The organism is Pseudomonas sp. Root329, assembly GCF_001424925.1.
GTDB classification, from domain to species: domain Bacteria; phylum Pseudomonadota; class Gammaproteobacteria; order Pseudomonadales; family Pseudomonadaceae; genus Aquipseudomonas; species Aquipseudomonas arabinosi.
This window is the reverse complement of record NZ_LMCV01000002.1, coordinates 278,710-303,671: the sequence shown is the minus strand read 5'-3', so window position 1 is coordinate 303,671 and position 24,962 is coordinate 278,710. Positions and strand designations below refer to the sequence as shown.

Genomic DNA, 24,962 nt, shown 5'->3' with positions numbered 1-24,962 from the left:
CCGAGGCTGGCAACCCCTTGATTTCAAAAAAAATTCCGTCAGGTGGTTTCCATGTTTCAAGGGGGTTATTCAACCCTTCAGGCCGGGATCGTCCGTTACGTCTTCTACTGCGATCAACGGTTCAATGCCCCAGTCGCCATGCAAATACCAATCGTCTCCGATCATTTCGGCTGGATGCATTGTCCTGTCGGAGCCATTGCCGCACGCCAGGGAATTGGCTGGACAGTATCTGTCGCAGCCCCAGCAAATGCGCTCGGGATGTTTGGGGCTGATGGGAAAGTTCTTGGCCATGTCGATCCCCGGTTTGCCTCTAGGATGTGCCTCCAACCTACATCGCTCGCGTAAAGGTGACCTTGATACGGATCAAGGTGCGGCTAAGCTTGTCCTGCCGGGAACTCGGCTACGGCATAGCGTTTTCCGGTCCTTGGGCAGCCACCTAAAAACACCTGGAGAAGCTTCTTATGCCTGGTAAAAAAACACCTGCCGGAGACCAAAGCCCTGTCCGATTGTCGACCTGGGATGATGAGGGCGCGGAAAAATCACTCCACGCTGAAGCATTTTCCTCTCCCCCCGAATTGACCAATGCAGAACTGGTCCACCTTCGTGTCCGGGTGATTGCCCTGGAAAACCTGGTCATCGCGTTACTGACGCAAGGTTCGGATCAGCAGTTAGCCGTCGCCCGCGAAATGGCCGCCTACATTTCACCCCGGCCCGGCTTCACCCAGCATCCTCTGACGATTCACGCGGCTGCGCAGATGAGCGACAGCGTCGACCGCGCCGAGCGGTTTCGAAAGCGTTCCCAGCCATAGGCTTAATCGCTGGAAACTTGATAACAATCATTATTGTTCGCAGGAAAGCTTCCTACACTCGAGCTCTTACTCGTTAGTGCCCAGGAAGACATCATGCGTACGACCTTTTCGCTGTCACTCGCCCTGCTCTTGCTCACACCGTTGGCTCAGGCCAAGGAATACCCGATCGGGGAACCCCAGTTGTGTCCGGGGCTGGAAGTCGGGGCGGTGTATTTGCAGCCGATCGAGATGGCGCCTGCCGGAATGATGCGGGCCACCGCGGATTCCGATGTGCATCTGGAAGCCGACATTCGTGCCACGGCGGACAATCGACAGGGCTTTCAGGAAGGCAGTTTCGTGCCTTACCTCAATGTCTCGTTCAACCTGAAAAAACAGGGCAACGAGAACGAACTCAAAGGCGATTTCCACGCCATGGTCGCCAATGACGGTCCGCACTATGGCGACAACGTAAAGCTGCTCGGTCCAGGCAAATATCAGCTGACCTTCACCGTCCTGCCACCCGGCGGTCATGGATCCCTCGGCCGCCATACCGATAAGGAAACCGGCGTAGCCCCCTGGTTTGAACGCTGCGAATTGCACTACGAGTTCATCTACGCCGGCATCGGTAAAAAAGGCGGCTATTAAATGAAGCGCCTGCAGATTGCCTGGCTGATGTTTGCCGGAGCGGTGCTGCCATTGACGGCGTATGCCGAGTTACCCAGCTACGAGCTGAGCCTGCGCGATGGCCACTTCTCCCCCGCCTTGCTGGAGGTTCCGGCCGGACAGCGCTTCAAGATCATCCTGAAAAATATCGGCCAAGGGCCCGCAGAGTTCGAGAGCACACCGTTGCGGGTTGAAAAAGTACTGTCGCCGGGCGTGACGACTTTCGTAGTGATTCATCCCCTCAGGCCCGGTCACTACCCCTTCTTCGACGAGTTCAATCCGCAATTGCCCGAGGGCGGCATCCTCGCGAAATAACCCGTTCAAACACGGAGTTTTCATGAATCAATCAATGTTCATTGTCTGGCGCGAAAGCGTCGAGGCGCTGCTGGTGATCGGCATTCTTCAGGCCTGGGTCAGCCAGCAGCATCAGGGCGATCGACTGGCGAAATACTTGTGGGCAGGCGTCGTGCTGGGGTTGATGCTTTCGGGCCTGCTGGCGGTGTTGATTCTGTTTGCCGGTGAGGCCATGAGCGGCTCCGCCAGTGAATGGTTCCAGGCCGCACTCGCGCTGGTGGCCAGCCTGCTCATTGTGCAAATGGTCGGCTGGATGCACCGCCACGGGCGTACGCTCAAGCACGATTTGCAACGACACGCCGATAGCCACCTGGCCCGGCAAGGTGGCGCAGGCCTGTTACTGCTGGCCATGCTCGCCGTCAGCCGCGAAGGCAGTGAAACGGTGGTCTTTCTCTATGGCGCCGGTGCCCAGTTGCGAGGTCCGCAGCTCGGTTTGTTTGCCATCGGCGGCGCAATGGGGCTGGTGCTGTCGGCGCTGACCATTGCCCTGCTGCACAGCAGTCGCCGGTTCATTTCTTGGCAGCGATTCTTTGCCATCAGCGAAGCGATTTTGCTGGTACTCGGCGCGGCATTGCTGGTCAGCGGCACCGAGCGAATTGGCGGTCAATTACTCGCGATGGATTTACCGGAAGTGATGTACCGCCTCGCGGGTGATGCGCTTTGGGACAGCAGCGCCTTACTCAGCGACAGCCATGGGTTGGGTGGTTTTCTCGCGGGTTTTGCTGGTTATCGCGCGACACCCAGTGGCATGACGTTACTGGTGCTGGCAGGTTATTGGCTGGCCGTCGGCGGTTGGCTGCGTCAACGTGCTACGGAAAAAGTCCCATGCCTGAGCTGAGTCGCCTCAATCGATGGCTGCAGTCCCTGGGCAATGGCATGCGTCGCCATGCTCCCGTCATTCGTGCCGTGCAGTGGGTCGTCGTATTGTTCTACGCGTTGCTGTTGGTGATCCCGGCGGTATTGCCGCTGCCGGACAGCCAGGCACGGATGCTCGATAACCTGACCCTGTTCGCGCAGTTTCTGTTCTGGGGCGTTTGGTGGCCGTTCGTGCTGCTGTCGATCGTGCTGTTCGGACGACTCTGGTGTGGCGTTCTCTGTCCGGAAGGCTCACTCAGCGAATGGGCCAGCCATTACGGCAAAGGGTTGGGTGTGCCGCGCTGGTTGCGCTGGGGCGGCTGGCCAACGCTGGCGTTCTGCCTGACGACCCTCTACGGCCAGTTGATCAGCGTTTATGACTACGCCCAGGCGGCGCTGTTGATTCTGGGCGGTTCGACTGTCGCCGCAGTCGTCGTCGGGCTGCTGTTCGCCCGGGGCAAGCGCGTCTGGTGCCGTTACCTGTGCCCGGTCAGCGGCGTCTTCGCCCTGCTCGCCCGCCTGGCGCCCGTGCATTTCCAGGTCGACGAACAACGCTGGATGGATAACTCCGCACCACGCCTGCCGCCGCCCAACTGCGCTCCCTTGCTCGATATCCGTCGCATGCAAGGCGCCAGTGACTGCCATGCCTGCGGACGTTGCAGCGGCCAACGCGGCGCTGTTCAGCTGATCGCTCGCTCCAGCAATCAAGAGATTCTTCACGCGACGGTGCCGACGCTGTCACCGTGGGACGCGCGCCTATTGCTGTTCGGCGTGATCGGCCTGGCCATGGGCGCGTTTCAGTGGACAGTCAGCCCATGGTTCGTCGCCCTCAAACAAACCCTCGCCCAATGGCTGGTCGAGCACGACCAACTCTGGGCATTGCAGGACAACGCGCCCTGGTGGCTGCTGACCCATTACCCGCAGCTCAACGACAGCTTCAGTTGGCTCGACGGTTTCAGCATCGTCGTTTATCTGGGTTTGAGCTCGATGGTGTTGGGCACGGCGTTGATGATCCTTCTGCGCCTGACGGCTCGACTGGCGCAAGATCCTGCACTGTATTGGCCCCTGGCGCTGACACTCACGCCCTTGGGTGGTGCGGGATTGTTTCTCGGGCTGTCGGCCACAACGGTGAAATTGCTGCGCTATGAAGGTCTGCTGCTGGAATGGGTACAACCGGTCAGGGCTTGTCTGTTATTGGCCGCGATGGGCTGGAGCCTGCTGCTGGGTTGGAAGCGGCTTGACCGCGAAGGCCTTTCCCTGGCGCGGCACGGGTTGGGCAGCGCTTGCCTGTTACTGGCCATCGGGACGGTTGGATGTGGCTGGTGGTTGCAATTCTGGGGCTGGGCCTGAGCCCCCGACACAACCACCCACCGGATCAACTAGACCTTAAAACGCGCCACCGTCTGGTGCAGCGCCCCGGCCATCTGCGCCAAATCGTGACCCGCAGTGTGAGTATGTTGGGCCCCCAGCAAGACCTGCTCGGACAAATTGCGAATCCCCATCAGATTGCGATCCACCTCCCGCGCCACCAATGCCTGCTCCTCCGTGGCACTGGCAATCATCAGGTTGCGCTCGTTGATCTGTGAGATCGACCGCGTGATTTCGTCCAATGCATCGCCCGAGCGTTGCGCCACTTCAAGGGTGGCCCGCACCAGGTTGCTGCTGCTTTGCATGGCCGTCACCGCATGGCCGGTATCGAGACGAATGTTGCCAATCATCTGCTCGATTTCCTGGGTGGACTCCTGAGTGCGATGCGCCAGGGCGCGCACTTCATCGGCGACCACCGCAAAACCGCGTCCGGCGTCCCCGGCTCGGGCCGCTTCAATGGCCGCGTTGAGGGCCAGCAAATTGGTCTGCTCGGCGATGCTGCGAATCACGTCCAGCACCTTGCTGATGTCCTGCACCCGGCCCGCCAGTTGCTCGATGCGCTGTGAGGTGTCGGTGACGCCATCCGCCAGTGCGCCGATTGAAACCACGGTTTCCTGAACCTGTTCACGCCCGCGCTGTGCGGTTTGCTCGGATTGCTTGGAGGCCTCGGAGGTGCTCACCGCATTGCGCGCCACTTCATCGACCGCCGCGGTCATCTGGTTCACAGCGGTGGCCGCCTGCTCGATCTCCAGCCCCTGCAATTGCAGGTTGCTGCTGGTCTGGCTGCTGACCGCACTGAGCTCTTCGGAGGAACTGGCCACCTGGTCCACCGACGTTGCGATGTGCTTGACCATGGCATTCAGACTTTGCTGCATCTGATGCATGTTCATCATCACGCTGCCGCCGACACTTGAGTTCACGGGCACCTGAATCGTCAGGTCGCCTTGAGCGATCTGACTTAAAAACCGTGCAGCATCATCCGGCTCGCCGCCCAATGGACGGGTCACACTGCGCGTGACGATCACCGCCGCGGCGATGACCAACGCCACACAGAACACAAACAATCCGAGCATATTGCGCCGGGCATCGCTGTACAGTTCCTGCGCCGCCTGTTCACGGTCGGCGAATATTTTGCCTTGCAGCACCATCAACTGATCCAGGCTGCTGTAAACCTCGTGTTCAGCCGGCACGACCTTTAGTTTCAGCTGTGCCATGGCGTCATCGAAGGCCCCTTGCCGGATCAACACCTGCACTTGAGTGAACGCCGCCACGTAGGCTTCGCGATTCTTCTTCAGCGCGGCATAAGCGGTTTTGCCCTCGGGCAAATAGAACAACGGCTCAAGCGTTTCGAGCGCCTGAGTAATCCGTTTCTTGGTGGTGTCGATCGACTGCTGCACTTGCTGATTGTCTTTATCGATCAGTAGATCCCGGGTGTTCCTGGCGTTATCGCGCACGCCGGTGGCAATGACCATGATCGGATCGATCTTCGGCCAGTCCTGCTTGACGATGACTACCGCCTGCTCCTTGAGCGTTGCCAGATCGTGCAACGCGTAAAACGCCATGCCCATCAATGCCAACGGCGCGATGGCAAAGCCGATGACGATACGTTGTGCTGTCGTTAATTTGGCCATATCAAATGCTTCCCGTTTGATACCTGCCGATTGGCAGCGCATTTGAAAACCTAATGTTGGATGTCCCTGCTAAACGTAAAACCTCAGCCTCGGTTACCCCCGTAACACGAAGGCTGGAAACAACTCGCGCATGGCCTCCCACAGCTCAGGTAGCAAGGCTTGTGCCGAAACACTCGGCAGCAGCGGATCGAACATTCGCTCGGTGCGCACCAGTTGCACGGCGAAGCGTTTGACGCCGAGTTCGCTCAAGCGCTTGGCGAGGATCAGCAGACGCGCCGGCTCGAACAGATGCCAATGCACGGTGGTGCGACACTCGTAGTCGACACCGCTGGCCAGCAGATGCTCAAGGCTGCGCCAGTTGGCCGTTCCGCTGCCCTCGACCCGGGTGATCGCCTGGCAATCCTCAGGCAACGCCTTGACATCGAAACCGACCCAATCGGCCCCGGTCAGTGCCTTGGCGAACGCCAAGGGTTTGATGCCGGCGCTGTGCAAACCGATGCGAAATCCCATCGCCCGCACCTCATCCATGGCACCGAGCAAACCGTCCTGCAAGGTCGGCTCTCCGCCACTGAACACCACCGCATCGAGCAGGTCCTGACGCCGTTGCAGAAACGCCAACACCCGCCGCCAATCCACCTCGTCTGTGCCACGAGGCGGGATCAACTGCGGGTTATGGCAGTAACGACAACGCCAGGCGCAACCCTGGCAAAACAGCACACAGGCGAGCTGTCCCGGATAGTCGATAGTGGTCAGGGGCACCATGCCCCCGACCCGAAGCGTTCGACTCATTGGCGCCCGGCCAATGCCGCGCCTTCAGTGAAGTGCACCCGCTCGCGGTGCTCCGACTGTTTACCCGGATTGAACGCCGACACAGGGCGGTGATAGCCCATTACCCGGGTCCAGACTTCGCAGCGTTGACGTTGAGCCTGGGGTAATGTTTGCGATGCAGTCATGGTGAAGCTCCTTGCAGTTGAGTGGATCGAAATCAATGAACGGTGCCGAGCTTCTGTTCTTGCAGCAGCAGTGCTTCGTCGCACTTGGGGCAGAACTCGTGCTCGCCATCGAGGTAGCCGTGCACCGGGCAGATGGAGAACGTCGGGGTCACGGTCAGGTATGGCAGGCGGAAGCGGCCAAGGGCTTTGCGCACCAGTTGCTTGCAGGCCTCGGTCGAGGAAATCCGCTCGGCCATGTACAGGTGCAAGACGGTGCCGCCGGTGTATTTGCATTGCAGTTCGTCTTGAAGTTCGAGGGCCTCGAAGGGGTCTTCGGTGTAGCCCACGGGCAGTTGCGAGGAGTTGGTGTAATACGGCGCTTGCACGCTGCCAGCCTGGAGAATCTCGGGGTAGCGCTTGAGGTCTTCCTTGGCGAAGCGGTAGGTCGTGCCCTCGGCGGGCGTCGCTTCCAGGTTGTACATGTGGCCGGTTTCTTCCTGGAAACGCAGCAACGTGGCACGCACATGATCGAGCATCTTCAAGGCAAACTGGCGGCCCTGCTCGGTGTGCATGCCCTCCTCGTCGCCGGTGAAATTGCGCAGCATTTCATGCATGCCGTTGAGGCCGATGGTCGAAAAGTGGTTACGCAGGGTGCCGAGGTATCGCTTGGTGTACGGGTACAAACCGGCATCCATGTGGTGCTGAATCACCTTGCGCTTGACCTCCAGGCTTTCCATCGCCAATTCCATCAACGTGTCCAGGCGCTGCAGCAAACCGCTGGTATCACCCTTGAACACATAGCCCAGCCGCGCGCAGTTGATGGTGACGACGCCGAGCGATCCGGTCTGCTCCGCCGAGCCGAACAAGCCGCCGCCCCGCTTGAGCAACTCGCGCACATCTAGTTGCAAGCGGCAGCACATCGAGCGCACCTGATTGGGCTGCAGGTCCGAATTGAGGAAATTCTGGAAATACGGCAGGCCGTAACGCGCAGTCATCTCGAACAGCCGGTCGGCGTTTTCACTGTCCCATGGAAAGTCATGGGTGATGTTGTAGGTCGGGATCGGAAAGGTGAACACCCGCCCTTTCGCATCACCGGCCTGCATCACCTCGATGTAAGCGCGGTTGAGCAGCTCCATTTCGACTTGCAGGTCGCCATAGGCAAACGGCATTTCCTCACCGCCGATGACGGGTATCTGCTCACGCAAATCCTGCGGGCACACCCAGTCGAAAGTCAGGTTGGTGAACGGCGTCTGGGTGCCCCAGCGCGAGGGCACGTTGAGGTTGTAGATGAACTCCTGGATCGCCTGGCGCACCTCCTGAAAGCTCAGCTGATCCTTGCGCACATAGGGCGCCAGGTAGGTGTCGAACGAGCTGAACGCCTGGGCGCCGGCCCATTCGTTTTGCAGGGTGCCGAGAAAATTCACCATCTGCCCCAGGGCACTGCTCAAGTGCTTCGGCGGACCGGCTTCGACACGCCCCGGCACGCCATTGAGCCCTTCGTGCAACAGGGTGCGCAGCGACCAGCCGGCGCAGTAACCGGCGAGCATGTCGAGGTCGTGCACATGCAAATCCGCTTCGCGGTGAGCCTGGCCGATGGCCTCGCTGTACACCTCGTCCAGCCAGTAGTTGGCGGTGACCTTGCCCGACACGTTCAACACCAGGCCGCCCAGGGAGTAACCCTGATTGGCGTTGGCCTGGACCCGCCAGTCTTCACGGTCCAGGTACTCGTTCATCGAGGTCGCCACTTCGACCATGGTCCGACGGTCGCGGCGCAAGCGCCCGTGCTGTTCGCGGTAGACGATGTAGGCGCGCATGGCGAGGAAATATCCGGCGTCCATCAACACCCGTTCAACACGGTCCTGGATTTGCTCGACATGCAACCTCGGCAATCCTTCGAGCCTGGCCAATACCGCCTGAAGCAAGCCTTCAACCTCAACCTCGCCGTACTCCCCCGTCGCCTTGCCGGCGGCGATCAATGCCTGACGGATTTTGTCGGCATCGAAGGCGACCTGACTGCCATCGCGTTTGTGCAAGCGGTTACATCCTACTGCGATCAGCGTGCTCTGCATTTGGCCTCCAGACACTACATATAGACTTAAACAAACTTAAAACCACAACATGCAGTGAAGGCTACGGACAAAGTGCTGATCTGCAATTGATCGATATCAAGATTTGCCGGCAAAAAAAATGCTGGATTTCGGCGAAGATCTAATGTGGGAGCGGGCTTGCTCGCGAAGGCGGTTTACCAGTCAACATTGATGTCGACTGACACTCCGCCTTCGCGAGCAAGCCCGCTCCCACATTGGATTTGCTGTGTTTTATAGTTCAGTTCAACCGCCGCTCATGTTCATGAACCGCACAATCTGTACCTCCCCGTCGGGGCTGAAATCATGGCGCAGTGGCTTACCGCGCAAGGCCTTCTGCACCGCGTTGATCACCGGTTGGTCATCCAGCGGATACCGCCTCAACAATCCACGTAAATCCAGAGCATCGTCCTGGCCCAGACACAGCAACAGCTTCCCTTCAACCGTCATCCGCACCCGATTACAGCTGCCACAAAAGTTGTGACTATTGGGCGAAATGAAACCAATCCGGGTATCAGGATGGCGTTCCAGACGCACATAGCGCGCCGGGCCGCCGCTGTTTTCAGTGCTGTCGAGCAACCGGTGCTGGCTGGCGATCAGCGTGCGCACTTCGTCGCTGGAACAGTACGATTCGCCCCGGGAACGTCCGACGTCGCCCAAGGGCATTTCCTCGATGAAACTGATGTCGATGCGTTGGTCGATGGCGTATTGCACCAACGCAGGGACTTCATCGAAGTTGCGTCCTTTCATCACCACGCAGTTGAGCTTGATCCGCTCGAACCCTGCGTCCCGCGCCGCTTCAATGCCGTTGAGCACTTGATCAAGATCGCCGATGCGGGTGATCGCCCGAAACTTCTGCCCGTCCAGGCTATCGAGGCTGATGTTCATCCGCTTGACTCCGGCATCGACCAACGGCCGGGCCAGACGGCCCAGCTGCGAGCCGTTGCTGGTCATCACCAGTTCGCGCAAACCGGGCAAGGCGGCGATGTTGCGGCACAGTTCGACAATGCCGGGACGGATCAGCGGCTCGCCGCCAGTCAGACGGATTTTGCGTACACCCAGGCCAACGAACAGCGTCGCCAAACGCTGCAATTCCTCCAGCGTGAGCACCTGCTGACGTGGCAGGAACGTCATGTTTTTCGCCATGCAATACACACAGCGAAAATCACAGCGGTCCGTCACCGACATCCGCAGATAATCGATCTGCCGTCCAAAACCATCCTGCATCACAGCGTTCATCACTTCTCCCGGTTTGCCTCGATGCTCACTGCACCAGCGGTGAGTCGGCGCCCTGCAAGTGGATGCCACGAATATCGGCCGCACCGATCAGGGTTTGCAGGTATTGCACCAGCGCTTTCTGCCACACGCCTTGCTGCAATTGCGTGCGGATCGCCGTCGACACCACTTCATAGGGCAACGGCATGCCTTCGATTCGCTGATCGACACTGATCACATGCCAGCCGTAGCGACTTTCCAGCGGTTTGCTGGCCAGGCCCGGTGCCAGGGTGAACAGCTGACGCTCCAGTTCGGGCACGGTCTGGCCCTTGCTGATTTGTCCCAAAGAACCACCCTGAGCCTTCGACGGGCAGGCCGAATATTTCACGGCCAGCTCGGCGAAACTGCCGGGGAATTCTTCCAGTCGTTGCAGCAGAACTTCCGCCTGATCATGCGCAACGGCGCGCGCCTCGACATCATCCGGCGCGCATTCGAGCAGGATGTGCCGAACCGCCAGCAACGGCGCACTGTGGAAGCGTCCGCGATTGTTTTCGTAGTAACGAAGACTCGACTCCTCGTCGCACTGCGGCACTTTCACCTCACGTTCGAGCAGCAAGCGCGTGGCCGCTTCTTCTTCGTTCTCACCGGCGCCGATCTCCAGCGACACACCGAGTTCGGTGATGCGCTGCTGCAACAACTCGCGGATAACCAGCGCCCGGGCGGCCAGGTAGACCGCCTCCTCGCGGCTTTCGGCCGGGTGATATTGCAGCTCCTGGGCCATCGCCTCCGGGGTGATCGACACCTCGTTGACGCTGATGATCGGCCACTCCTGCTCACTGCTGGCGATCAACTGCGCCGGGGCGTCATCGGCCCCTGCGGGCTCAACCGGCAGGGCTTCAAACTGCGCCTCTGCGACCGACGCGATGTCGAGAACGGCCTCCGCTTTTTTTGAAGAACCGCAGCCACCGCTGCCCCCATTACCGCCACCACATCCGCATCCACCTGACATGATTGTCTCCTCAGTACTTCTGACGAACGATTTGATAACGACGCCCCAGGTACCAGATCGGTGCGCTGATCATGTGTACGAGACGAGTGAAGGGGAACAGCACAAACAGGGTCAAACCGAGAAACACATGCAACTTGTAGGTCAGCCCGACCGGCGCGATGGACGCCGCCGCTTCCACCGGACGCAACAGCACGGTGTTCTGCGCCCAATCGGCGAGCATCACCATGACCGAGCCGTCCATATGCGCGGTGGACGCGACGATGGTCAGCAGACCGAGCAGCAATTGCGCCAGCAGCACCAGCAGAATCAGGATGTCCGAAGGACTGGAGGTGGCACGGACCCGAGGATCGCTGAGCCGCCGGTTAACCAGCATCAGCAGGCCAATCAGGCACAACAGACCGAAGAACCCGCCCGAGACCATTGCCAGCAACTGCTTGTTCTCTGTGCTGATCACATGGTGATAAATCGACGCCGGGGTCAGCAGGCCGACAAAGTGTCCGGCCAGTACGAACAACACACCGATGTGGAAGAAGTTGCTCGCCACGCGCATGCCACGCTGATTGAGCATCTGGCTGGAGCCTGCTTTCCAGGTGTATTGCGACAGGTCGAAGCGGGCCCAACTTCCGATCAGGCAAATCGCCAGGGCTACGTAGGGATAGACCCCGAACAACAACAGGTTCCATTTAGACATTGCCTACCTCCTTGGCTGGCACGGCGGCCAGCCCTTCATGCTGAAAATCCACCCAGTGCAACGGCACCGCGCTTTCTTCCCGGGCCTTGCCCGGAGCGCTAGGCAGCGAACTGCAACGGTCCTGCTGTTCGGCCTGGAGGAAGTCCACGGCCTCCTCTTCCCAGATCTTGTCGAGGGCTTCGAGGGAGTCGTCGCGAGGTTCCGCCGCGACCTGCGCCCGCAGGTCGGCGACCGCTTGATGCGGCTCGGCCCCAGCAATTTGCAGCAGCGCCCGGAAGCAGCTGGCATAGGCGCTTTCGCGCTCTTCCAGACGTGCCGCGAGCAAGGCCAGCAAGTGCGAAACATCCGCCAGGCCCTCGCGGGCCTCGATGTCTTCGCGGGTGGAGAGGAACTCCAGGTACAGCGGGATGTAATCGGGCAGCTCTTTGACGCCGATGGCAAAACCGGCTTCTTCGTATTGCGCCATCATGTCGACCATGGCCTGGCCACGGTCGCGGGATTCACCGTGCACATGCTCAAACAACAGCAGCGACAGCGAGCGCCCCCGACCGAACAGCGCACCGTAGTGCTCCTGCCCGTCCATCAGGTCATTGGCGCAGATCAGCTCGAGCAATTCGAACAACGCACCGCGTTGCGTCGGGCTGATTTCCCGTGACTGGATGATCGCTTGCTCCAGTTCGTCGCGACCGCCAATCAGCGTCTCGGTCGGGTAGTCGAGCAGCAGCGAAATCACTTTGAGAATTTGCATGCTCATTCCTCCCACAACTGGACGGTTTTCAGGATGTCGCGGCGGTTGGCTTTCTTGGCGCCGAACATGTTGGTGTCGGAACTGCCGCTGCACCCGCTGCCGAAACTGAAGCCGCACCCGGAACGCTCGGCGAAGGCATCACTCATGGCGTCTTCACGGTGGGCACTCGGTACAACAAAGCGGTCTTCGTAGTTGGCGATCGCCAGGTAGCGATACATCTCCTCGACCTGGGCCACGCTCAAGCCAACATCCGCCAGCACTTGCAGGTCCTGAACCCCGTCGACTTGCTCGGAACGTTTGTAGGCGCGCATCGCCAGCAAGCGTTTAAGCGCACGCTTGACCGGTTTTTCATCGCCCGCCGTCAGCAGGTTGGCCAGGTACTTCAGTGGAATACGCAGGCTGTCGACATCCGGGATCACCCCGTTCATACCTACGGTGCCGGCAGTGGCGGCGTTCTGGATCGGCGACAGTGGCGGTACGTACCAAACCATCGGCAAGGTGCGGTATTCCGGGTGCAGCGGCAGCGCCAGCTTCCAGTCCACGGCCATTTTGTAGACCGGCGAACGCTGGGCCGAGTCGATCACCGACTGCGGCACGCCATCGGCCAAGGCCTGACGAATCACCGCCGGGTCATTTGGATCGAGGAAGATCTCCAGTTGTTTTTCGTACAGGTCCTGCTCATTGGCGGTGCTCGCCACTTCGCTGATGCGGTCGGCGTCATACAGCAGCACACCGAGGTAACGGATGCGCCCGACGCAGGTTTCCGCGCAAACGGTCGGCATCCCGGCTTCGATACGCGGGTAGCAGAAGATGCATTTCTCGGACTTGCCGCTTTTCCAGTTGAAATAGATCTTTTTGTACGGGCAACCGCTGATGCACATCCGCCAGCCACGGCATTTCTCCTGGTCGATCAGGACGATGCCGTCTTCTTCACGCTTGTAGATCGCCCCGCTCGGGCAAGCCGCTGCGCACGTCGGGTTGAGGCAGTGCTCGCACAGGCGCGGCAAATACATCATGAAAGTGTTTTCGTACTCGCCGTAAATGTCCGCCTGGATCTTGTCGAAGTTCTTGTCCTTGCGACGCTTGGCGAATTCGGTGCCGAGGATTTCCTCCCAGTTCGGGCCCCACTCGATTTTTTCCATGCGCTTGCCGGAGATCAGCGAGCGCGGACGTGCAGTGGGCTGATGCTCGCCCAGTGGTGCGGTATGCAGGTGCTGGTAATCGAAGTCGAACGGTTCGTAATAGTCGTCGAGGCTCGGCAGGTCCGGGTTGGCGAAAATGTTCGCCAACACGCGGAATTTACCGCCGATGCGCGGGTTGATCGTGCCGTTGGCGTTGCGGATCCAGCCGCCCTTCCACTTGTCCTGGTTTTCCCATTCTTTCGGGTAGCCGATCCCGGGTTTCGATTCGACGTTGTTGAACCACGCGTATTCCATGCCTTCGCGGCTGGTCCAGACGTTTTTGCAGGTGATCGAACAGGTGTGGCAACCGATGCACTTGTCCAGGTTCAGAACCATGCCGATTTGTGAGCGAATCTTCATCTCAGTTCTCCTCGATATCGGTCGGCAGTGGACGCGGCAGGTCATCGCCACTTGAACCATCGAGCCAGTCGACTTTGGACATTTTGCGCACCACGACGAATTCGTCGCGGTTGCAACCGACCGTGCCGTAATAGTTGAAACCGTAGGCTTGCTGGGCATAGCCGCCGATCATGTGAGTCGGTTTGAGCACGACGCGGGTGACCGAGTTGTGGTGGCCGCCACGGGTCTTGGTGGTTTCCGAACCGGGCACGTTCACGATCCGTTCCTGGGCGTGGTACATCATCACCATGCCGTCCTTGACCCGTTGGCTGACCACCGCACGGGCGGTCAATGCACCGTTGATGTTGAAGCACTCGATCCAGTCGTTGTCCTCGATGCCGGCGCTTTTCGCGTCGTTCTCCGAGAGCCAGACAATCGGCCCGCCACGGCTGAGGGTGAGCATCAGCAGGTTGTCGCTGTAGGTGCTGTGGATGCCCCACTTCTGGTGCGGGGTGATCCAGTTCAGGACGATTTCCTTGTGGCCGTTACTGCGCTTGCCTTTCACCCCTTCGATGGTGCGGGTGTTGACCGGCGGCCGATAACTCATCAGTTGCTCGCCGAACGCCTGCATCCACGGGTGATCCTGGTAGAACTGCTGGCGGCCGGTGATGGTGCGCCATGGGATCCCTTCGTGAACGTTGGTGTAACCGGCGTTGTAGCTGACGTGATCGTCTTCGAGACCCGACCAGGTCGGGCTGGAAATGATCTTGCGCGGCTGTGCCTGAATGTCGCGGAAACGAATCGCCTCGTGGGCCTTGGACAGCGCCAGGTGGCTGTGGTCGATGCCGGTGAATTCCGACAGTGCGGCCCAGGCCTTGACGGCGACTTGCCCATTGGTTTCCGGCGCCAGGGACAGAATCACTTCTGCGGCATCGATGGCCGTGTCGATTTTTGGCCGACCCTGGCTGATACCGACATCGCCTTCTTTGTGATTGAGTTCACCGAGGAATTTCACTTCGTCGTCGGTGTTCCAGTTGATGCCTTTGCCGCCGTTGCCGTGTTTTTCCAGCAATGGCCCGAGGGACGAGAACTGTTTGTAGATGTTCGGGTAGTCACGCTCCACCACATGCAGGTTCGGCGCGTTCTTGCCCGGCACCGGTGCCACGCCGTCGCTTTTCCAGTCGGTGCCGCCAAACGGTTGGGCCAGTTCGCCGACGCTGTCGTGCATCAACGGGATGGTCACCAGATCCTTCTCAACGCCCAGATGCCCTTCGGACATGCTGGAAAACGCCTTGGCGATGCCTTTGTAGATCTCCCAGTCGGAACGCGATTCCCACGCCGGGTCGATAGCCGCCGACAACGGGTGAATGAACGGATGCATGTCCGAGGTGTTCATGTCGTCTTTTTCGTACCAGGTTGCGGTCGGCAACACGATGTCGGAATAGACGCAGGTCGAGGACATGCGGAAGTCCAGCGTGGTGACCAGATCGAGCTTGCCGATGGCGCCCTCGTCCACCCATTCGGCTTCTTCGGGTTTGCAGTCGCCGACCTGACCGATATCTTCGTTCATCACCCCGTTTTTGGTGCCCAGCAGGTACTTGAGCATGTACTCGTGGCCCTTGCCCGAGGAGCCCAGCAGGTTGGAACGCCAGATGAACATGTTGCGCGGGAAGTTGACCGGGCTGTCCGGCTGTTCGCAGGAGAAGCGCAGCGAACCGTCCTGCAGCGACTTGACCACATAGTCTTTCGGGTCCATGCCGGCCGCAGCCGCGTCGCGGCAAATGTGCAAAGGGTTAGTGTTGAGTTGCGGTGCGCTGGGTAACCAGCCGGCGCGTTCGGCGCGGATGTTGTAGTCCAGGGCATGCTCGGGGAATTGTGACTTATCGGCCAGCGGCGAGAGCACGTCGTGCATGCTCATCTTCTCGTGGCGCCACTGCGAACTGTGGGCGTAGAAGAAGCTGGTGCCGTTCATTTGGCGAGGCGGACGGTTCCAGTCCAGGCCGAACGCCAATGGCAGCCAGCCGCATTGCGGACGGAGTTTTTCCTGGCCAACGTAGTGCGCCCAACCGCCACCGGTCTGACCGACACACCCGCAGAGCATGAGCATGTTGATCAGCCCGCGGTAGTTCATGTCCATGTGGTACCAGTGGTTCATCGCCGCGCCGACGATGATCATCGAGCGGCCCTTGGTCTTGTCGGCGTTGTCGGCGAACTCACGGGCAATCTGGATGGCTTTCTCGCGGCTGACGCCGGTGATCTGCTCCTGCCACGCCGGGGTGCCAGGCACGGAAGCGTCGTCGTAATCCTTGGCCACGTTTTCGCCGCCGAGGCCGCGATCGATGGCCAGGTTGGCGGCCGACAGGTCGAACACGGTGGCGACTTTGGCCACGCTGCCGTCCGCCAGCACCACGTTATGCACCGGCACGCGGCGATATTGCACGGCATCGCCGGCCACGTGCTGGAAGTGCTCGTGGGACTCGCCGGCAAAATACGGGAACGCCACTTCGGCAACGTCATCGCCGATCAGGCTCAGTTTCAGATCGATCTCACGGCCTTCGCCGCCTTCACGAGGCAGGATGTTCCACTTGCCCTTCTCGCCCCAGCGATAACCGATGGAACCCTGAGGGGACACCAGTTCGCCGCTGACATCGAGGGCGATGGTTTTCCATTCCGGGTTGTTTTCCTGGCCGAGGTTGTCGGTCAGGTCGCTGGCGCGCAGGAAGCGGTCCGGCTGGTAACCGGCGCCCGGTGCCTTGTCGACCATTTGCTTGAGCAGTACCAGCACCGGCAAATCGGTAAAGCGCTTGGCGTAGTCGGTGAAATAGGCGCTCGGTTTGTCCAGGTGGAATTCTTTGAAGATCACATGGTTGAACGCCTGGGCCAGCGCCGCATCGGTGCCTTGTTTAGGGTTCAGCCACAGGTCGGTGAGCTTGGCGACTTCCGAGTAGTCCGGGGTGATCGCGACGGTCTTGGTGCCCTTGTAGCGGACTTCGGTAAAGAAGTGCGCGTCGGGGGTCCGGGTCTGCGGGACGTTGGAGCCCCAGGCAATGATGTAGTTGGAGTTGTACCAGTCGGCCGATTCCGGCACGTCGGTCTGCTCGCCCCAGACCATCGGCGAGGCCGGTGGCAGGTCGCAGTACCAGTCGTAGAAGCTCAGGCAGGCGCCGCCGATCAGCGACAGGTAACGCGAACCTGCGGCATAGCTGACCATCGACATGGCCGGGATCGGCGAGAAACCGACGATCCGGTCAGGGCCGTATTGCTTGATCGTATAGACGTTGGCGGCAGCGATGATCTCGTTGACTTCCTCCCAGTTGGAGCGAATGAAGCCACCCATGCCGCGCTTGCTTTTATAGGAGTCGGCCTTGGCCTTGTCCTCGACGATGCTGGCCCAGGCTTCCACCGGCGCCATGGTTTGCCGCGCATCGCGCCAGAGTTTGAGCAACGGCTTGCGGATTTTCGGGTACTTGAGCCGGTTGGCGCTGTAGATGTACCAGCTGTAACTGGCACCACGCGGGCAGCCACGGGGCTCATGGTTCGGCAGATCGTTACGGGTACGCGGGTAGTCGGTCTGCTGGGTTTCCCAGGTGATCAGGCCGTTCTTGACGTAGATCTTCCACGAGCAAGAGCCGGTGCAGTTCACCCCGTGGGTGGAACGCACGATCTTGTCGTACTGCCAGCGCGAACGGTAGACGTTCTCCCAGTCGCGAGACTCTTTGCGGGTCTCGCCATGACCGTCGGAAAACTCGTTTTGCTTGCGGTTGAAAAACCGCAATTGATCCAGTAAATGACTCACGGTGTAGTCCTCTCAGGCTTTGTCGCGGAGTCTGTGCCCCGCCCACGCAATGGTTGGATTCGGGTCGTCTCAGCAGGGTGTCGCGGCGCCTTTGCGCGCGTACCACCACCAGGTCACGACGATGCAGCTCAGGTAAAAGCCGACGAACATGTAGAAGGCCATCTCCGGGCCGCCGGTCAGGGCCATCGAAGAACCGAAGGATTTGGGAATGAAGAACGCACCGAAGGCGCCCATGGCCGAACTGAAGCCCAGGACCGCGGCTGACTCTTTGCCGGCATTCTTCAGCGCTTGTTCGCGCACGGCGGGTGGTTTGCCGGCCGAGGCTTTTTCGTGCTGGGTGCGGAAGATCACCGGGATCATGCGGAAGGTGGAGCCGTTGCCGACACCGGTGGTAATGAACAGCAGCATGAACATGCCGAGGAAGCCGTAGAAGTTGCCGCCCGAACCGTTCTGCGGCAGGAAGTGCAACACGCCGAAGACCATCACGATCATCGCCACGAAGTTCCACAAGGTCACTTTCGCGCCGCCGAGCTTGTCCGCCAGCCAGCCGCCCAATGGGCGTACCAGTGCGCCGACCAACGGGCCGAGGAAAGCGAACTTCAAGGCGATGACATCAGGGAACGAGGTTTTGATCAGCAGCGGAAACGCGGCGGAAAAACCGATGAACGAACCGAAGGTCGCCAGGTACAACCAGCACATCAGCCAGTTGTGTTTGCGTTTGAAGATGACGGCCTGCTCGCTGAAGGAAGCGCGGGCACTGGACAGGTCATTCATGCCGAACCAGGCCAGCACCGTCACCAGGACAATGAACGGCACCCAGATGAAGCCGGCGTTCTGCAACCACAACTGACCGCCGTCCGGCAACGCTTGCGGCGAGCCGCCCATGAAGCCGAACACACCGAAGGTAATCACCAGCGGCACACAGAACTGCATCACCGAGACGCCCAGGTTACCCAACCCGGCGTTGAGGCCAAGGGCCGTGCCCTGCTGCGACTTGGGGTAGAAGAAGCTGATGTTGGACATGCTCGAGGCGAAGTTGCCGCCACCGAAACCGCAGAGCAAGGCAATCAACACGAACACGCTGTAGGAGGTGCTCGGGTCCTGCACGGCGAAGCCCATCCAGATCGAGGGCAGCAACAGCGATGCGGTGCTCAGGGCGGTCCAGCGACGGCCGCCGAAGATCGGCACCATAAAGGAATAGAAGACGCGCAAGGTCGCCCCGGACAGCCCCGGCAACGCCGCCAGCCAGAACAGCTGGTCGGTGGTGAAGGTGAAACCGATGGCGTTCAGACGCACGATCACCGTGCTCCAGACCATCCACACCGCAAAGGCCAACAGCAGCGCAGGAATGGAAATCCACAAGTTGCGCGTGGCGGTCTGCTTGCCGCTACTTCCCCAGAATGCTGGGTCCTCGGGGCGCCAGTCATGAATGACTGGGCCTTTGTCAGGCTTTTGCAGAACGGACATGTTCTTCTCCTAGGGCAATGCTGGAAATCGGGGACGGGGTCAGCAGCGGCGTTTTACCCAGCACCGCGCTTTTGCGTATCTCGCTGAAGTACATCCAGGTGAGGGAGACCCAGACCACGCCGTACATCAACATGAAGCAGGAAGAGCGCACGCCGGTGAGGTCCACCAGGGCGCCGAACAGGATCGGCAGCACGAAACCGCCCAGGCCACCGGCGAGGCCGACGATGCCGGACACCGCGCCCATGTTTTTCGGGTAGTCGTTGGCGATGTACTTGAAGACCGAGGCCTTGCCGAACGCGAAGGCGATGCCCATGACGAACAGCAGCACGGTGAACAGCGCAGGATTGAGGCCGATGTGGAAATCCACCGGGCCGTTGATCGTTTGCACTTGCAGTTGGGTCTGGGGATACGAGAGCAGGAACAGGCAGATCCAGCTGACCCACAACACCCACCAGGTCACGCTTTGCGCCCCCCAGCGATCCGACAACCAGCCGCCGACGGCACGCAGCACGCCGCCGGGCAGGGAAAAACAGGCCGCCAGCAGCGCCGCGCTTTGCAGGCTGAAACCGTATTCCTGCACGTAGTACTTGGTCATCCACAGCGCGAGGGCGACATAACCACCGAAGACGATCGAGTAGTACTGGCAGTAGCGCCACACCGCAGGGTCCTTCAGCGAGCTGAGTTGCTCACGCAAAGTGGCGCCGGTGGCAATGCGGTGGTCCTTGTTTTCGGCGCTGAGGAACCAGAACAACAACGCGGTAATAAAGAGGATCGCGCTGAAGACTTTCGGTACCAGCTGCCAGCTGCCGGCAGCGATCAGCGCCGGGGCGAGAAACTTGGTCACCGCAGCCCCGGCGTTACCGGCGCCGAAGATGCCCATCGCGAAGCCCTGATTCTCTTTGTCGAACCATTTGGCGACGTAGGCAATCCCGACGGAGAACGAGCCGCCGGCCAGGCCGACGAACAAGCCCAGCACCAGGAACTGCCAGTAGGCGGTGGCGTGACTGATCAGGTACAGCGGCGCCACGCAGGCCAGCATCAGCAGGAAGAACACGCTGCGCCCGCCAAAACGGTCGGTCAGCAGGCCCAGCGGCAACCGCACCAGCGAGCCGGTCAGGACCGGGGTCGCGGCCAGCAGGCCGAATTGGGTTTCGTTGAGCTGGAGAAGGTCCTTGATCGGCACCCCGAGCACGGCAAACATCATCCAGACCATGAAACAGACAGTGAAGGCCAGCGTGCTCATGCCCAGCACCAAGCCTTGTCGTACACGCGGTGGGTTCACAAATGCTCTCCAGTCAGTTAGCCATGGCGGCAGACTAGAGAGGCCAACCCCGCAAAAACTTGATCCATGTCAACGAAGCCCTAGGGGGCATAGGCCTATGCTTGTGCGGTCTACCTCTAAGGAGGTAGTACAGAAAAACCCTAAAACCGTTGGTTTATCAGCGTCTTAAGGTTTTCCACCAAGGTTTTTGCTGACAAGGATCAGTCGACAACTCTTTAGAGGTAGCGCGCCCGGGATCGGCGGCAAAACCCATCCTGGAGCTGCACATGCTCGGTTTTCCTGATTTTTTCCCGGACCTGCGCTAATGGTGCGCTGGTTGCGCAGTTCCCTGCCCGCTCGCGCCGGGCTGGCGGTGATCCTGATCGCCGTGCTCGCCCTCGCCAGTTCGTTGAGCGCCGGACTGATCGCCTGGTTCAGCCAGGGTGATGCGGCCGCCATCAACACCGCAGGCTCGGTGCGCATGGAGACTTACCACCTGAGCTGGAAACTGGCCGCGGGTGCAACCGGCGAAGAAATCATCGCCATCAGCGACAGCCTGCAAACCCGCCTCAACAGCCAGTCACTCAAGGCAGTGCTGGAAGATGGCCCGACCGCCGCGCTGCAAATCAGCTACGGGCAAATCCAGCAACACTGGAACGAGGATTTGCGCCCTGCACTGGAGCGTGGCGATGCCGCCTATTTTCAAGTCCAGGCCCTGCCCTTCATTGAACAACTGAACCAGTTCGTCAACCTGTTGCAGCGCCAAAGCGAACAGAAGCAAGGCTGGCAACAGGTGATCCAGGGCCTGGCCCTATTCACCACCCTGTTCGTCCTGCTGATTGGGCTCTACGAATTGCAGTACGGGGTCGTCATGCCCTTGAAAGAGTTGGTGGACGCGACCCAGCGCTTTCGTCGCGGTGATTTCAAGGTGCGGGTCAACCATCAGTCCCAGGACGAGCTGGGCCAGTTGGCCATGAGTTTCAACGCCATGGCCGAGACAATCGAAGACTCGCATCGCACCCTTGAGAGTCAGGTCCAGCAAAAAACCCTGAACCTGCAACAAGCCAACGCCGCCCTCGAGTTGCTGTACCAAAGCAGCCGAAGCCTGGCCACACGCCTGGCCAATGCCGAAGGGCTGGATGAGTTGATCCGGCGCTTCCAGCAACGCCTGCCCGGCTTGCGCCTGTCGCTGTGTCTGCAAGGACAAATGCAGGCACCGGCCCAGCAGTTGCTCGCCCTCCACGGCGCAAACATCCGCGAAGTCTGCGCCAGCAGCGATTGCGCCACGTGTCAGAAGCACCATAAAGCCAGTCCCCAAACGTTCAGCATCAGCAATCAGGGCAGCGAACTGGGCGAACTCAAGGCGCATTTTGTCGACGGACATCCAACCCAAGCCTGGGAAACCCAACTGATCCAGGCCCTGGCCAACCTGATCGGCACCTCGCTCTCGCTCAAGCGTCAACGGGAACAGGATCATCGCCTGCTGCTGCTCGACGAACGCACGATCATCGCCCGCGAGCTGCACGATTCACTGGCCCAAGCCCTGTCCTATATGAAGCTGCAAGTCAGCCGCCTGCAGACCCTGATGCGCCGTGGCGAACCGGTCGAAACCCTGGAAAACGTCACCGCTGAACTGCGCGAAGGGCTGAACAATGCCTACCGCCAGTTACGCGAGTTGCTGACCACTTTTCGCTTGCAGATTCACGATGCGGGACTGGTGCAGGAACTCAAGGACACCGCCGAGGAGTTCTCCCGTCGCGGGGAATTCCAGGTGCACCTGCACGTCGATGCGCTGGCCTTTCAATTATCGGCCAGCGAGCAAATCCACATCTTGCAGATCACCCGCGAGGCGCTCTCCAACTGCCTGCGCCACGCCCACGCGCAAAACGCCTGGCTGCAACTGCGTCAGGACGGTGAAACCGTGAGGCTCATCGTCGAAGACGACGGGCGTGGCTTCAGCGGCAACGTCGACCAACGCGAACACCACGGCCTGAAAATCATGGATGAGCGGGCCCGCAGCTTGCGCGGTCAACTCGAAATAGTCTCCAGGGAGCCACAAGGCACCCGCGTCCAAATGGAATTCCAACCGGAGTTTCTCGGGCAGCAAACAGAAGGTAGCGTCACATGAACCCCTCCCTGCAACACACCATCCTGCTGGTCGACGACCACCCGATGATGCGTCACGGCATCCGCCAGATGCTCGAACTCGAAGATGATTTCCTGATCGTCGGTGAAGCCAACAACGGTGAAGAAGCACTCAGTCTGATCGAGCCGCTGCAACCGGATCTGGTGTTGCTCGACAACAACATGCCGCTGATGAATGGCATTGAAACCCTGCGCCAGTTACGAGCGATGCACTACACCGGCAAGGTGCTGCTGTTTACGGTCTCGGATGCCGAAGACGATATTCGCGACGCACTGCGTCTGGATGCCGACGGCTACCTGCTCAAGGACATGGAGCCCGAGCTGTTGATTCAGTACATCCGCAATGCCTTGAACGGCGAATTGGTGATCAGCCCGGGGCTGACCCAAGTCATGGCCCAGGCACTGCGCTCACCGCAGCGCCAGACCGTGGTGGAACTGACCGAGCGTGAACGCCAGGTGCTGAAAACCATCGCCAGCGGCTTCAGCAACAAAGTCATCGGGCACAAGTTGGGCATCACCGAAGGCACGGTCAAGGTTCACGTGAAAAACCTGCTGCACAAACTTGGCTTACGCTCGCGGGTAGAGGCGGCTGTATGGGCCATGGAGCATCTGCGCAACGCGGGCTGACGGGCATGCCTCCTTGGAGGTAGGCCGGCAGAGGCATATTTCATTCGCCTCTTGCTCTCTACTATGACCGTCAGCGGAGGTACGCCATGCTGACCCACCCTTCCATCGTTTTAACGTTGCGCCGTCACCATCTGTTCAGCCAGTTGCCGGAGAAAATCTTCGAGGAAGTCTGCGGCCTGGCGATGCTCAAGCGCCTGGCCTGTCACAGCACACTCATGCACCAAGGGGACCCGGCCAAGCGCTTTTTCCTGCTGGTCAGCGGCCAGATCAAGTTGTACCGGCTTACCGGCGAAGGCCAGGAAAACCTGGTGGAAATCATCCAGCCCGGCCAGACCTTTGCCGAAGCCTTGCTGTTCAGCCAGGCCCGTCTCTACCCGGTGAGCGCCACGGCGCTGAAGGACAGCGTGCTGGTGAGTATCGAGGGCAGCCATTACCGCAACGCCCTCGAAGACCAGCCGAAAGTTTGCCTGGCGATCCTGGCGAGCATGAGCGTGCACCTGCACCTGCGTCTGCGCGACATCGACACCTTGACCATGGCCAGCGCGAGCCGGCGAGTGATCAACTTCCTGTTCCAGGAACGCAACCCGGTCAGCGGCTTGATTGTCTTGCAGGTGTCCAAACGCCTGGTGGCCTCGAAGCTGGGTATTCAGCCGGAAACCTTTTCGCGGATCTTGCACCGCCTGGTGGACAGCGGCCTGATCGCGATGGAGCGGCGCAACATCAGCATCCTCGCCGAAGAGGATCTCGCGGCCTTCCAATAAACGGAATTGACCGCAGTCAATGCGCAATGCCACCGGCCTTGCACACTGAAGAAGTCCATCCATGGAGAACGCTCATGTCTTGTTCAACCTTGCCCCTGATTTACTCCTGCTCAGGCTGCTCCAACGTCGCCCAACTGGCCAACACCCTGGCCGTGCGGCTCGATCGCAGCGGCCTGGCTGAAATGTCCTGCATCGTCGGGGTCGGCGGGCATGTGGCGGCGTTGGTCAACAAGGCACGCTCGGGACGGCGGATTTTTGCGCTGGATGGGTGTCCGTTGCAATGTGTTGAAAATTGCTTGAAGCAGCATGGTCTGCACGCGGATGTGCATTTGATTCTTAGCCATTACGGGTTGCGTAAGCGCTATGGCGAGGATTGCACGGAGGCGCAGGGGGATGAGTTGTTTGAAGGGATCAGGCAGTTGATTGCCAGTGATGCTCGGCAGCATCACGCCTCTGAACTGATGGTTTGAGGGCAACGCAGATCAAATGTGGGAGCGAGCCTGCTTGCGATGGCGTCTTTTGGCTCATTACATATCCATTTCTGCGGTAACGGCTGCTATTGGTTTCGCTTTTACAGCGAGTCACTTGGAAATACGGAATGCCGCCCAACCCCAAGTAACCAAGGGCTTTTGCCCCTTTCGTTCGGTGCCTCGCCTAGGCTCGGCATGCCCTCGCTCCGGTCCTGCTCCGTGGGCCTCTCGAGGGTGCGACTACCGCAAAAACACCGCGAGGCGGCCTGCGGGCCGACCTGGGCATCAAGCGGGCGCGCTTCGCTGACTTGATCGTTCATAGATTCTGGACTTGCAATGAGTACCTGTGGGAGCGGGCTTGCTCGCGAAGGCGGACTTACATTCAACATTTATGTCGACTGAAACGGTCTCTTCGCGAGCAAGTCGGATCGCCGCACCGCCGCTCCCACAGTTAAAATTTGTCAGGCATGGCATTTGGGTACACCGCCGCTGACCAGACTTGACCGAACCAACATCAGGTCGGCTATCAGGCCGCCTCGCTTCTGGCTTTTGATCTTGATCTTGATCTGCCCCGTCG

22 protein-coding genes are annotated in these 24,962 nt (G+C 60.0%); 9 read left to right on the top strand and 13 right to left on the bottom strand.

Annotated elements, in window-relative coordinates:
- Window positions 1-69: 69 nt before the first annotated feature.
- Window positions 70-291: a DUF3079 domain-containing protein gene (locus tag ASC74_RS30780; protein ID WP_033055179.1), complete on the bottom strand. Its 222-nt coding sequence runs from the start codon at window positions 289-291 to the stop codon at window positions 70-72.
- A gap of 170 nt (window positions 292-461) precedes the next feature.
- On the opposite strand from ASC74_RS30780, the gene ASC74_RS04380 reads away from it, so the two are divergent.
- From ASC74_RS04380 to ASC74_RS04360, 5 genes are all read left to right on the top strand, one after another.
- The gene (locus ASC74_RS04380) at window positions 462-809 is read left to right on the top strand and encodes a hypothetical protein (RefSeq protein ID WP_056739501.1); all 348 of its coding nucleotides are present in this window, start codon (window positions 462-464) and stop codon (window positions 807-809) included.
- Window positions 810-902: 93 nt separating this feature from the next.
- On the top strand, window positions 903-1,433 hold the full coding sequence (locus ASC74_RS04375; protein WP_008153602.1) for an iron transporter: 531 nt from the start codon (window positions 903-905) through the stop codon (window positions 1,431-1,433).
- Window positions 1,434-1,766 (top strand): cupredoxin domain-containing protein, encoded by a 333-nt coding sequence (locus ASC74_RS04370; protein WP_056739499.1) that lies wholly within the window; start codon window positions 1,434-1,436, stop codon window positions 1,764-1,766.
- Window positions 1,767-1,788: 22 nt separating this feature from the next.
- Entirely contained in the window at window positions 1,789-2,643 is an 855-nt protein-coding gene (locus ASC74_RS04365; protein ID WP_056739497.1) for an FTR1 family iron permease, read from the top strand.
- Window positions 2,631-4,010 carry a 4Fe-4S binding protein gene (locus ASC74_RS04360; protein ID WP_056739495.1) on the top strand — a complete coding sequence of 460 codons (1,380 nt, stop codon included), beginning with the start codon at window positions 2,631-2,633 and terminating at the stop codon, window positions 4,008-4,010. Before ASC74_RS04365 ends, ASC74_RS04360 begins: the two co-directional genes overlap by 13 nt.
- Window positions 4,011-4,039: 29 nt before the next feature.
- Here the strand turns inward: ASC74_RS04360 and ASC74_RS04355 are convergent, their stop codons facing one another.
- The 12 genes from ASC74_RS04355 to ASC74_RS04300 form a co-directional block, all read right to left on the bottom strand.
- A complete protein-coding gene (locus tag ASC74_RS04355) occupies window positions 4,040-5,659 on the bottom strand; it encodes a methyl-accepting chemotaxis protein (RefSeq protein ID WP_056739494.1) in 1,620 nt (539 codons plus the stop codon).
- 93 nt (window positions 5,660-5,752) lie between these two features.
- Complete coding sequence (locus tag ASC74_RS04350; protein ID WP_056739492.1) at window positions 5,753-6,448, bottom strand: anaerobic ribonucleoside-triphosphate reductase activating protein; 696 nt, start codon at window positions 6,446-6,448, stop codon at window positions 5,753-5,755.
- Entirely contained in the window at window positions 6,445-6,612 is a 168-nt protein-coding gene (nrdD, locus tag ASC74_RS32355) for an anaerobic ribonucleoside-triphosphate reductase (RefSeq protein WP_008153595.1), read from the bottom strand. The genes ASC74_RS04350 and nrdD overlap by 4 nt, the downstream gene beginning before the upstream one ends.
- 32 nt (window positions 6,613-6,644) lie before the next feature.
- Complete coding sequence (locus ASC74_RS04340) at window positions 6,645-8,660, bottom strand: ribonucleoside triphosphate reductase (RefSeq protein WP_056739489.1); 2,016 nt, start codon at window positions 8,658-8,660, stop codon at window positions 6,645-6,647.
- A 261-nt stretch (window positions 8,661-8,921) separates the two neighbouring features.
- Window positions 8,922-9,914 carry a GTP 3',8-cyclase MoaA gene (gene moaA, locus ASC74_RS04335; RefSeq protein WP_056739488.1) on the bottom strand — a complete coding sequence of 331 codons (993 nt, stop codon included), beginning with the start codon at window positions 9,912-9,914 and terminating at the stop codon, window positions 8,922-8,924.
- A gap of 25 nt (window positions 9,915-9,939) precedes the next feature.
- Window positions 9,940-10,899, bottom strand: a complete 960-nt coding sequence (locus tag ASC74_RS04330; RefSeq protein ID WP_056739486.1) for a peptidylprolyl isomerase — start codon at window positions 10,897-10,899, stop codon at window positions 9,940-9,942.
- Window positions 10,900-10,909: 10 nt separating this feature from the next.
- Window positions 10,910-11,590, bottom strand: coding sequence for a respiratory nitrate reductase subunit gamma (narI, locus tag ASC74_RS04325; protein WP_056739484.1), 681 nt, complete (start codon window positions 11,588-11,590; stop codon window positions 10,910-10,912).
- Window positions 11,583-12,338: a nitrate reductase molybdenum cofactor assembly chaperone gene (gene narJ / locus ASC74_RS04320; protein ID WP_056739482.1), complete on the bottom strand. Its 756-nt coding sequence runs from the start codon at window positions 12,336-12,338 to the stop codon at window positions 11,583-11,585. The genes narI and narJ overlap by 8 nt, the downstream gene beginning before the upstream one ends.
- Window positions 12,339-12,340: 2 nt before the next feature.
- Window positions 12,341-13,879 carry a nitrate reductase subunit beta gene (narH, locus tag ASC74_RS04315; RefSeq protein ID WP_046047388.1) on the bottom strand — a complete coding sequence of 513 codons (1,539 nt, stop codon included), beginning with the start codon at window positions 13,877-13,879 and terminating at the stop codon, window positions 12,341-12,343.
- A 1-nt stretch (window position 13,880) separates the two neighbouring features.
- Window positions 13,881-17,654, bottom strand: a complete 3,774-nt coding sequence (locus ASC74_RS04310; RefSeq protein WP_056739480.1) for a nitrate reductase subunit alpha — start codon at window positions 17,652-17,654, stop codon at window positions 13,881-13,883.
- 69 nt (window positions 17,655-17,723) lie between these two features.
- Window positions 17,724-19,121 carry a NarK family nitrate/nitrite MFS transporter gene (locus ASC74_RS04305; protein ID WP_056739478.1) on the bottom strand — a complete coding sequence of 466 codons (1,398 nt, stop codon included), beginning with the start codon at window positions 19,119-19,121 and terminating at the stop codon, window positions 17,724-17,726.
- Window positions 19,099-20,403: an MFS transporter gene (locus ASC74_RS04300; protein WP_156400789.1), complete on the bottom strand. Its 1,305-nt coding sequence runs from the start codon at window positions 20,401-20,403 to the stop codon at window positions 19,099-19,101. The genes ASC74_RS04305 and ASC74_RS04300 overlap by 23 nt, the downstream gene beginning before the upstream one ends.
- Before the next feature lie 304 nt (window positions 20,404-20,707).
- Here ASC74_RS04300 and ASC74_RS04295 point away from each other — a divergent pair, with 304 nt between their 5' ends.
- From ASC74_RS04295 to ASC74_RS04280, 4 genes are all read left to right on the top strand, one after another.
- Window positions 20,708-22,510, top strand: a complete 1,803-nt coding sequence (locus tag ASC74_RS04295) for a HAMP domain-containing protein (RefSeq protein WP_056739476.1) — start codon at window positions 20,708-20,710, stop codon at window positions 22,508-22,510.
- The gene (narL, locus tag ASC74_RS04290; RefSeq protein WP_046047384.1) at window positions 22,507-23,154 is read left to right on the top strand and encodes a two-component system response regulator NarL; all 648 of its coding nucleotides are present in this window, start codon (window positions 22,507-22,509) and stop codon (window positions 23,152-23,154) included. Before ASC74_RS04295 ends, narL begins: the two co-directional genes overlap by 4 nt.
- 86 nt (window positions 23,155-23,240) lie before the next feature.
- A complete protein-coding gene (locus ASC74_RS04285) occupies window positions 23,241-23,915 on the top strand; it encodes a Crp/Fnr family transcriptional regulator (RefSeq protein WP_033059073.1) in 675 nt (224 codons plus the stop codon).
- 74 nt (window positions 23,916-23,989) lie between these two features.
- Window positions 23,990-24,385, top strand: coding sequence for a putative zinc-binding protein (locus ASC74_RS04280; RefSeq protein ID WP_056739474.1), 396 nt, complete (start codon window positions 23,990-23,992; stop codon window positions 24,383-24,385).
- Window positions 24,386-24,962: the final 577 nt, after the last annotated feature.

Excerpts from the sequence above, each read along its gene's own strand:
- ASC74_RS04360 (WP_056739495.1), top strand. The coding sequence starts at position 2,631 with ATGCCTGAGCTGAGTCGCCTCAATCGATGGCTGCAGTCCCTGGGCAAT.
- ASC74_RS04295 (WP_056739476.1), top strand. The coding sequence starts at position 20,708 with ATGGTGCGCTGGTTGCGCAGTTCCCTGCCCGCTCGCGCCGGGCTGGCG.
- ASC74_RS04380 (WP_056739501.1), top strand. The coding sequence starts at position 462 with ATGCCTGGTAAAAAAACACCTGCCGGAGACCAAAGCCCTGTCCGATTG.
- ASC74_RS04375 (WP_008153602.1), top strand. The coding sequence starts at position 903 with ATGCGTACGACCTTTTCGCTGTCACTCGCCCTGCTCTTGCTCACACCG.
- moaA (WP_056739488.1), bottom strand. The coding sequence starts at position 9,914 with ATGAACGCTGTGATGCAGGATGGTTTTGGACGGCAGATCGATTATCTG.
- ASC74_RS04330 (WP_056739486.1), bottom strand. The coding sequence starts at position 10,899 with ATGTCAGGTGGATGCGGATGTGGTGGCGGTAATGGGGGCAGCGGTGGC.
- ASC74_RS04305 (WP_056739478.1), bottom strand. The coding sequence starts at position 19,121 with ATGTCCGTTCTGCAAAAGCCTGACAAAGGCCCAGTCATTCATGACTGG.
- ASC74_RS04355 (WP_056739494.1), bottom strand. The coding sequence starts at position 5,659 with ATGGCCAAATTAACGACAGCACAACGTATCGTCATCGGCTTTGCCATC.
- ASC74_RS04350 (WP_056739492.1), bottom strand. The coding sequence starts at position 6,448 with ATGAGTCGAACGCTTCGGGTCGGGGGCATGGTGCCCCTGACCACTATC.
- nrdD (WP_008153595.1), bottom strand. The coding sequence starts at position 6,612 with ATGACTGCATCGCAAACATTACCCCAGGCTCAACGTCAACGCTGCGAA.
- ASC74_RS04280 (WP_056739474.1), top strand. The coding sequence starts at position 23,990 with ATGTCTTGTTCAACCTTGCCCCTGATTTACTCCTGCTCAGGCTGCTCC.
- ASC74_RS04370 (WP_056739499.1), top strand. The coding sequence starts at position 1,434 with ATGAAGCGCCTGCAGATTGCCTGGCTGATGTTTGCCGGAGCGGTGCTG.
- narI (WP_056739484.1), bottom strand. The coding sequence starts at position 11,590 with ATGTCTAAATGGAACCTGTTGTTGTTCGGGGTCTATCCCTACGTAGCC.
- narL (WP_046047384.1), top strand. The coding sequence starts at position 22,507 with ATGAACCCCTCCCTGCAACACACCATCCTGCTGGTCGACGACCACCCG.
- narH (WP_046047388.1), bottom strand. The coding sequence starts at position 13,879 with ATGAAGATTCGCTCACAAATCGGCATGGTTCTGAACCTGGACAAGTGC.
- ASC74_RS04340 (WP_056739489.1), bottom strand. The coding sequence starts at position 8,660 with ATGCAGAGCACGCTGATCGCAGTAGGATGTAACCGCTTGCACAAACGC.
- ASC74_RS04365 (WP_056739497.1), top strand. The coding sequence starts at position 1,789 with ATGAATCAATCAATGTTCATTGTCTGGCGCGAAAGCGTCGAGGCGCTG.
- ASC74_RS30780 (WP_033055179.1), bottom strand. The coding sequence starts at position 291 with ATGGCCAAGAACTTTCCCATCAGCCCCAAACATCCCGAGCGCATTTGC.
- narJ (WP_056739482.1), bottom strand. The coding sequence starts at position 12,338 with ATGCAAATTCTCAAAGTGATTTCGCTGCTGCTCGACTACCCGACCGAG.
- ASC74_RS04285 (WP_033059073.1), top strand. The coding sequence starts at position 23,241 with ATGCTGACCCACCCTTCCATCGTTTTAACGTTGCGCCGTCACCATCTG.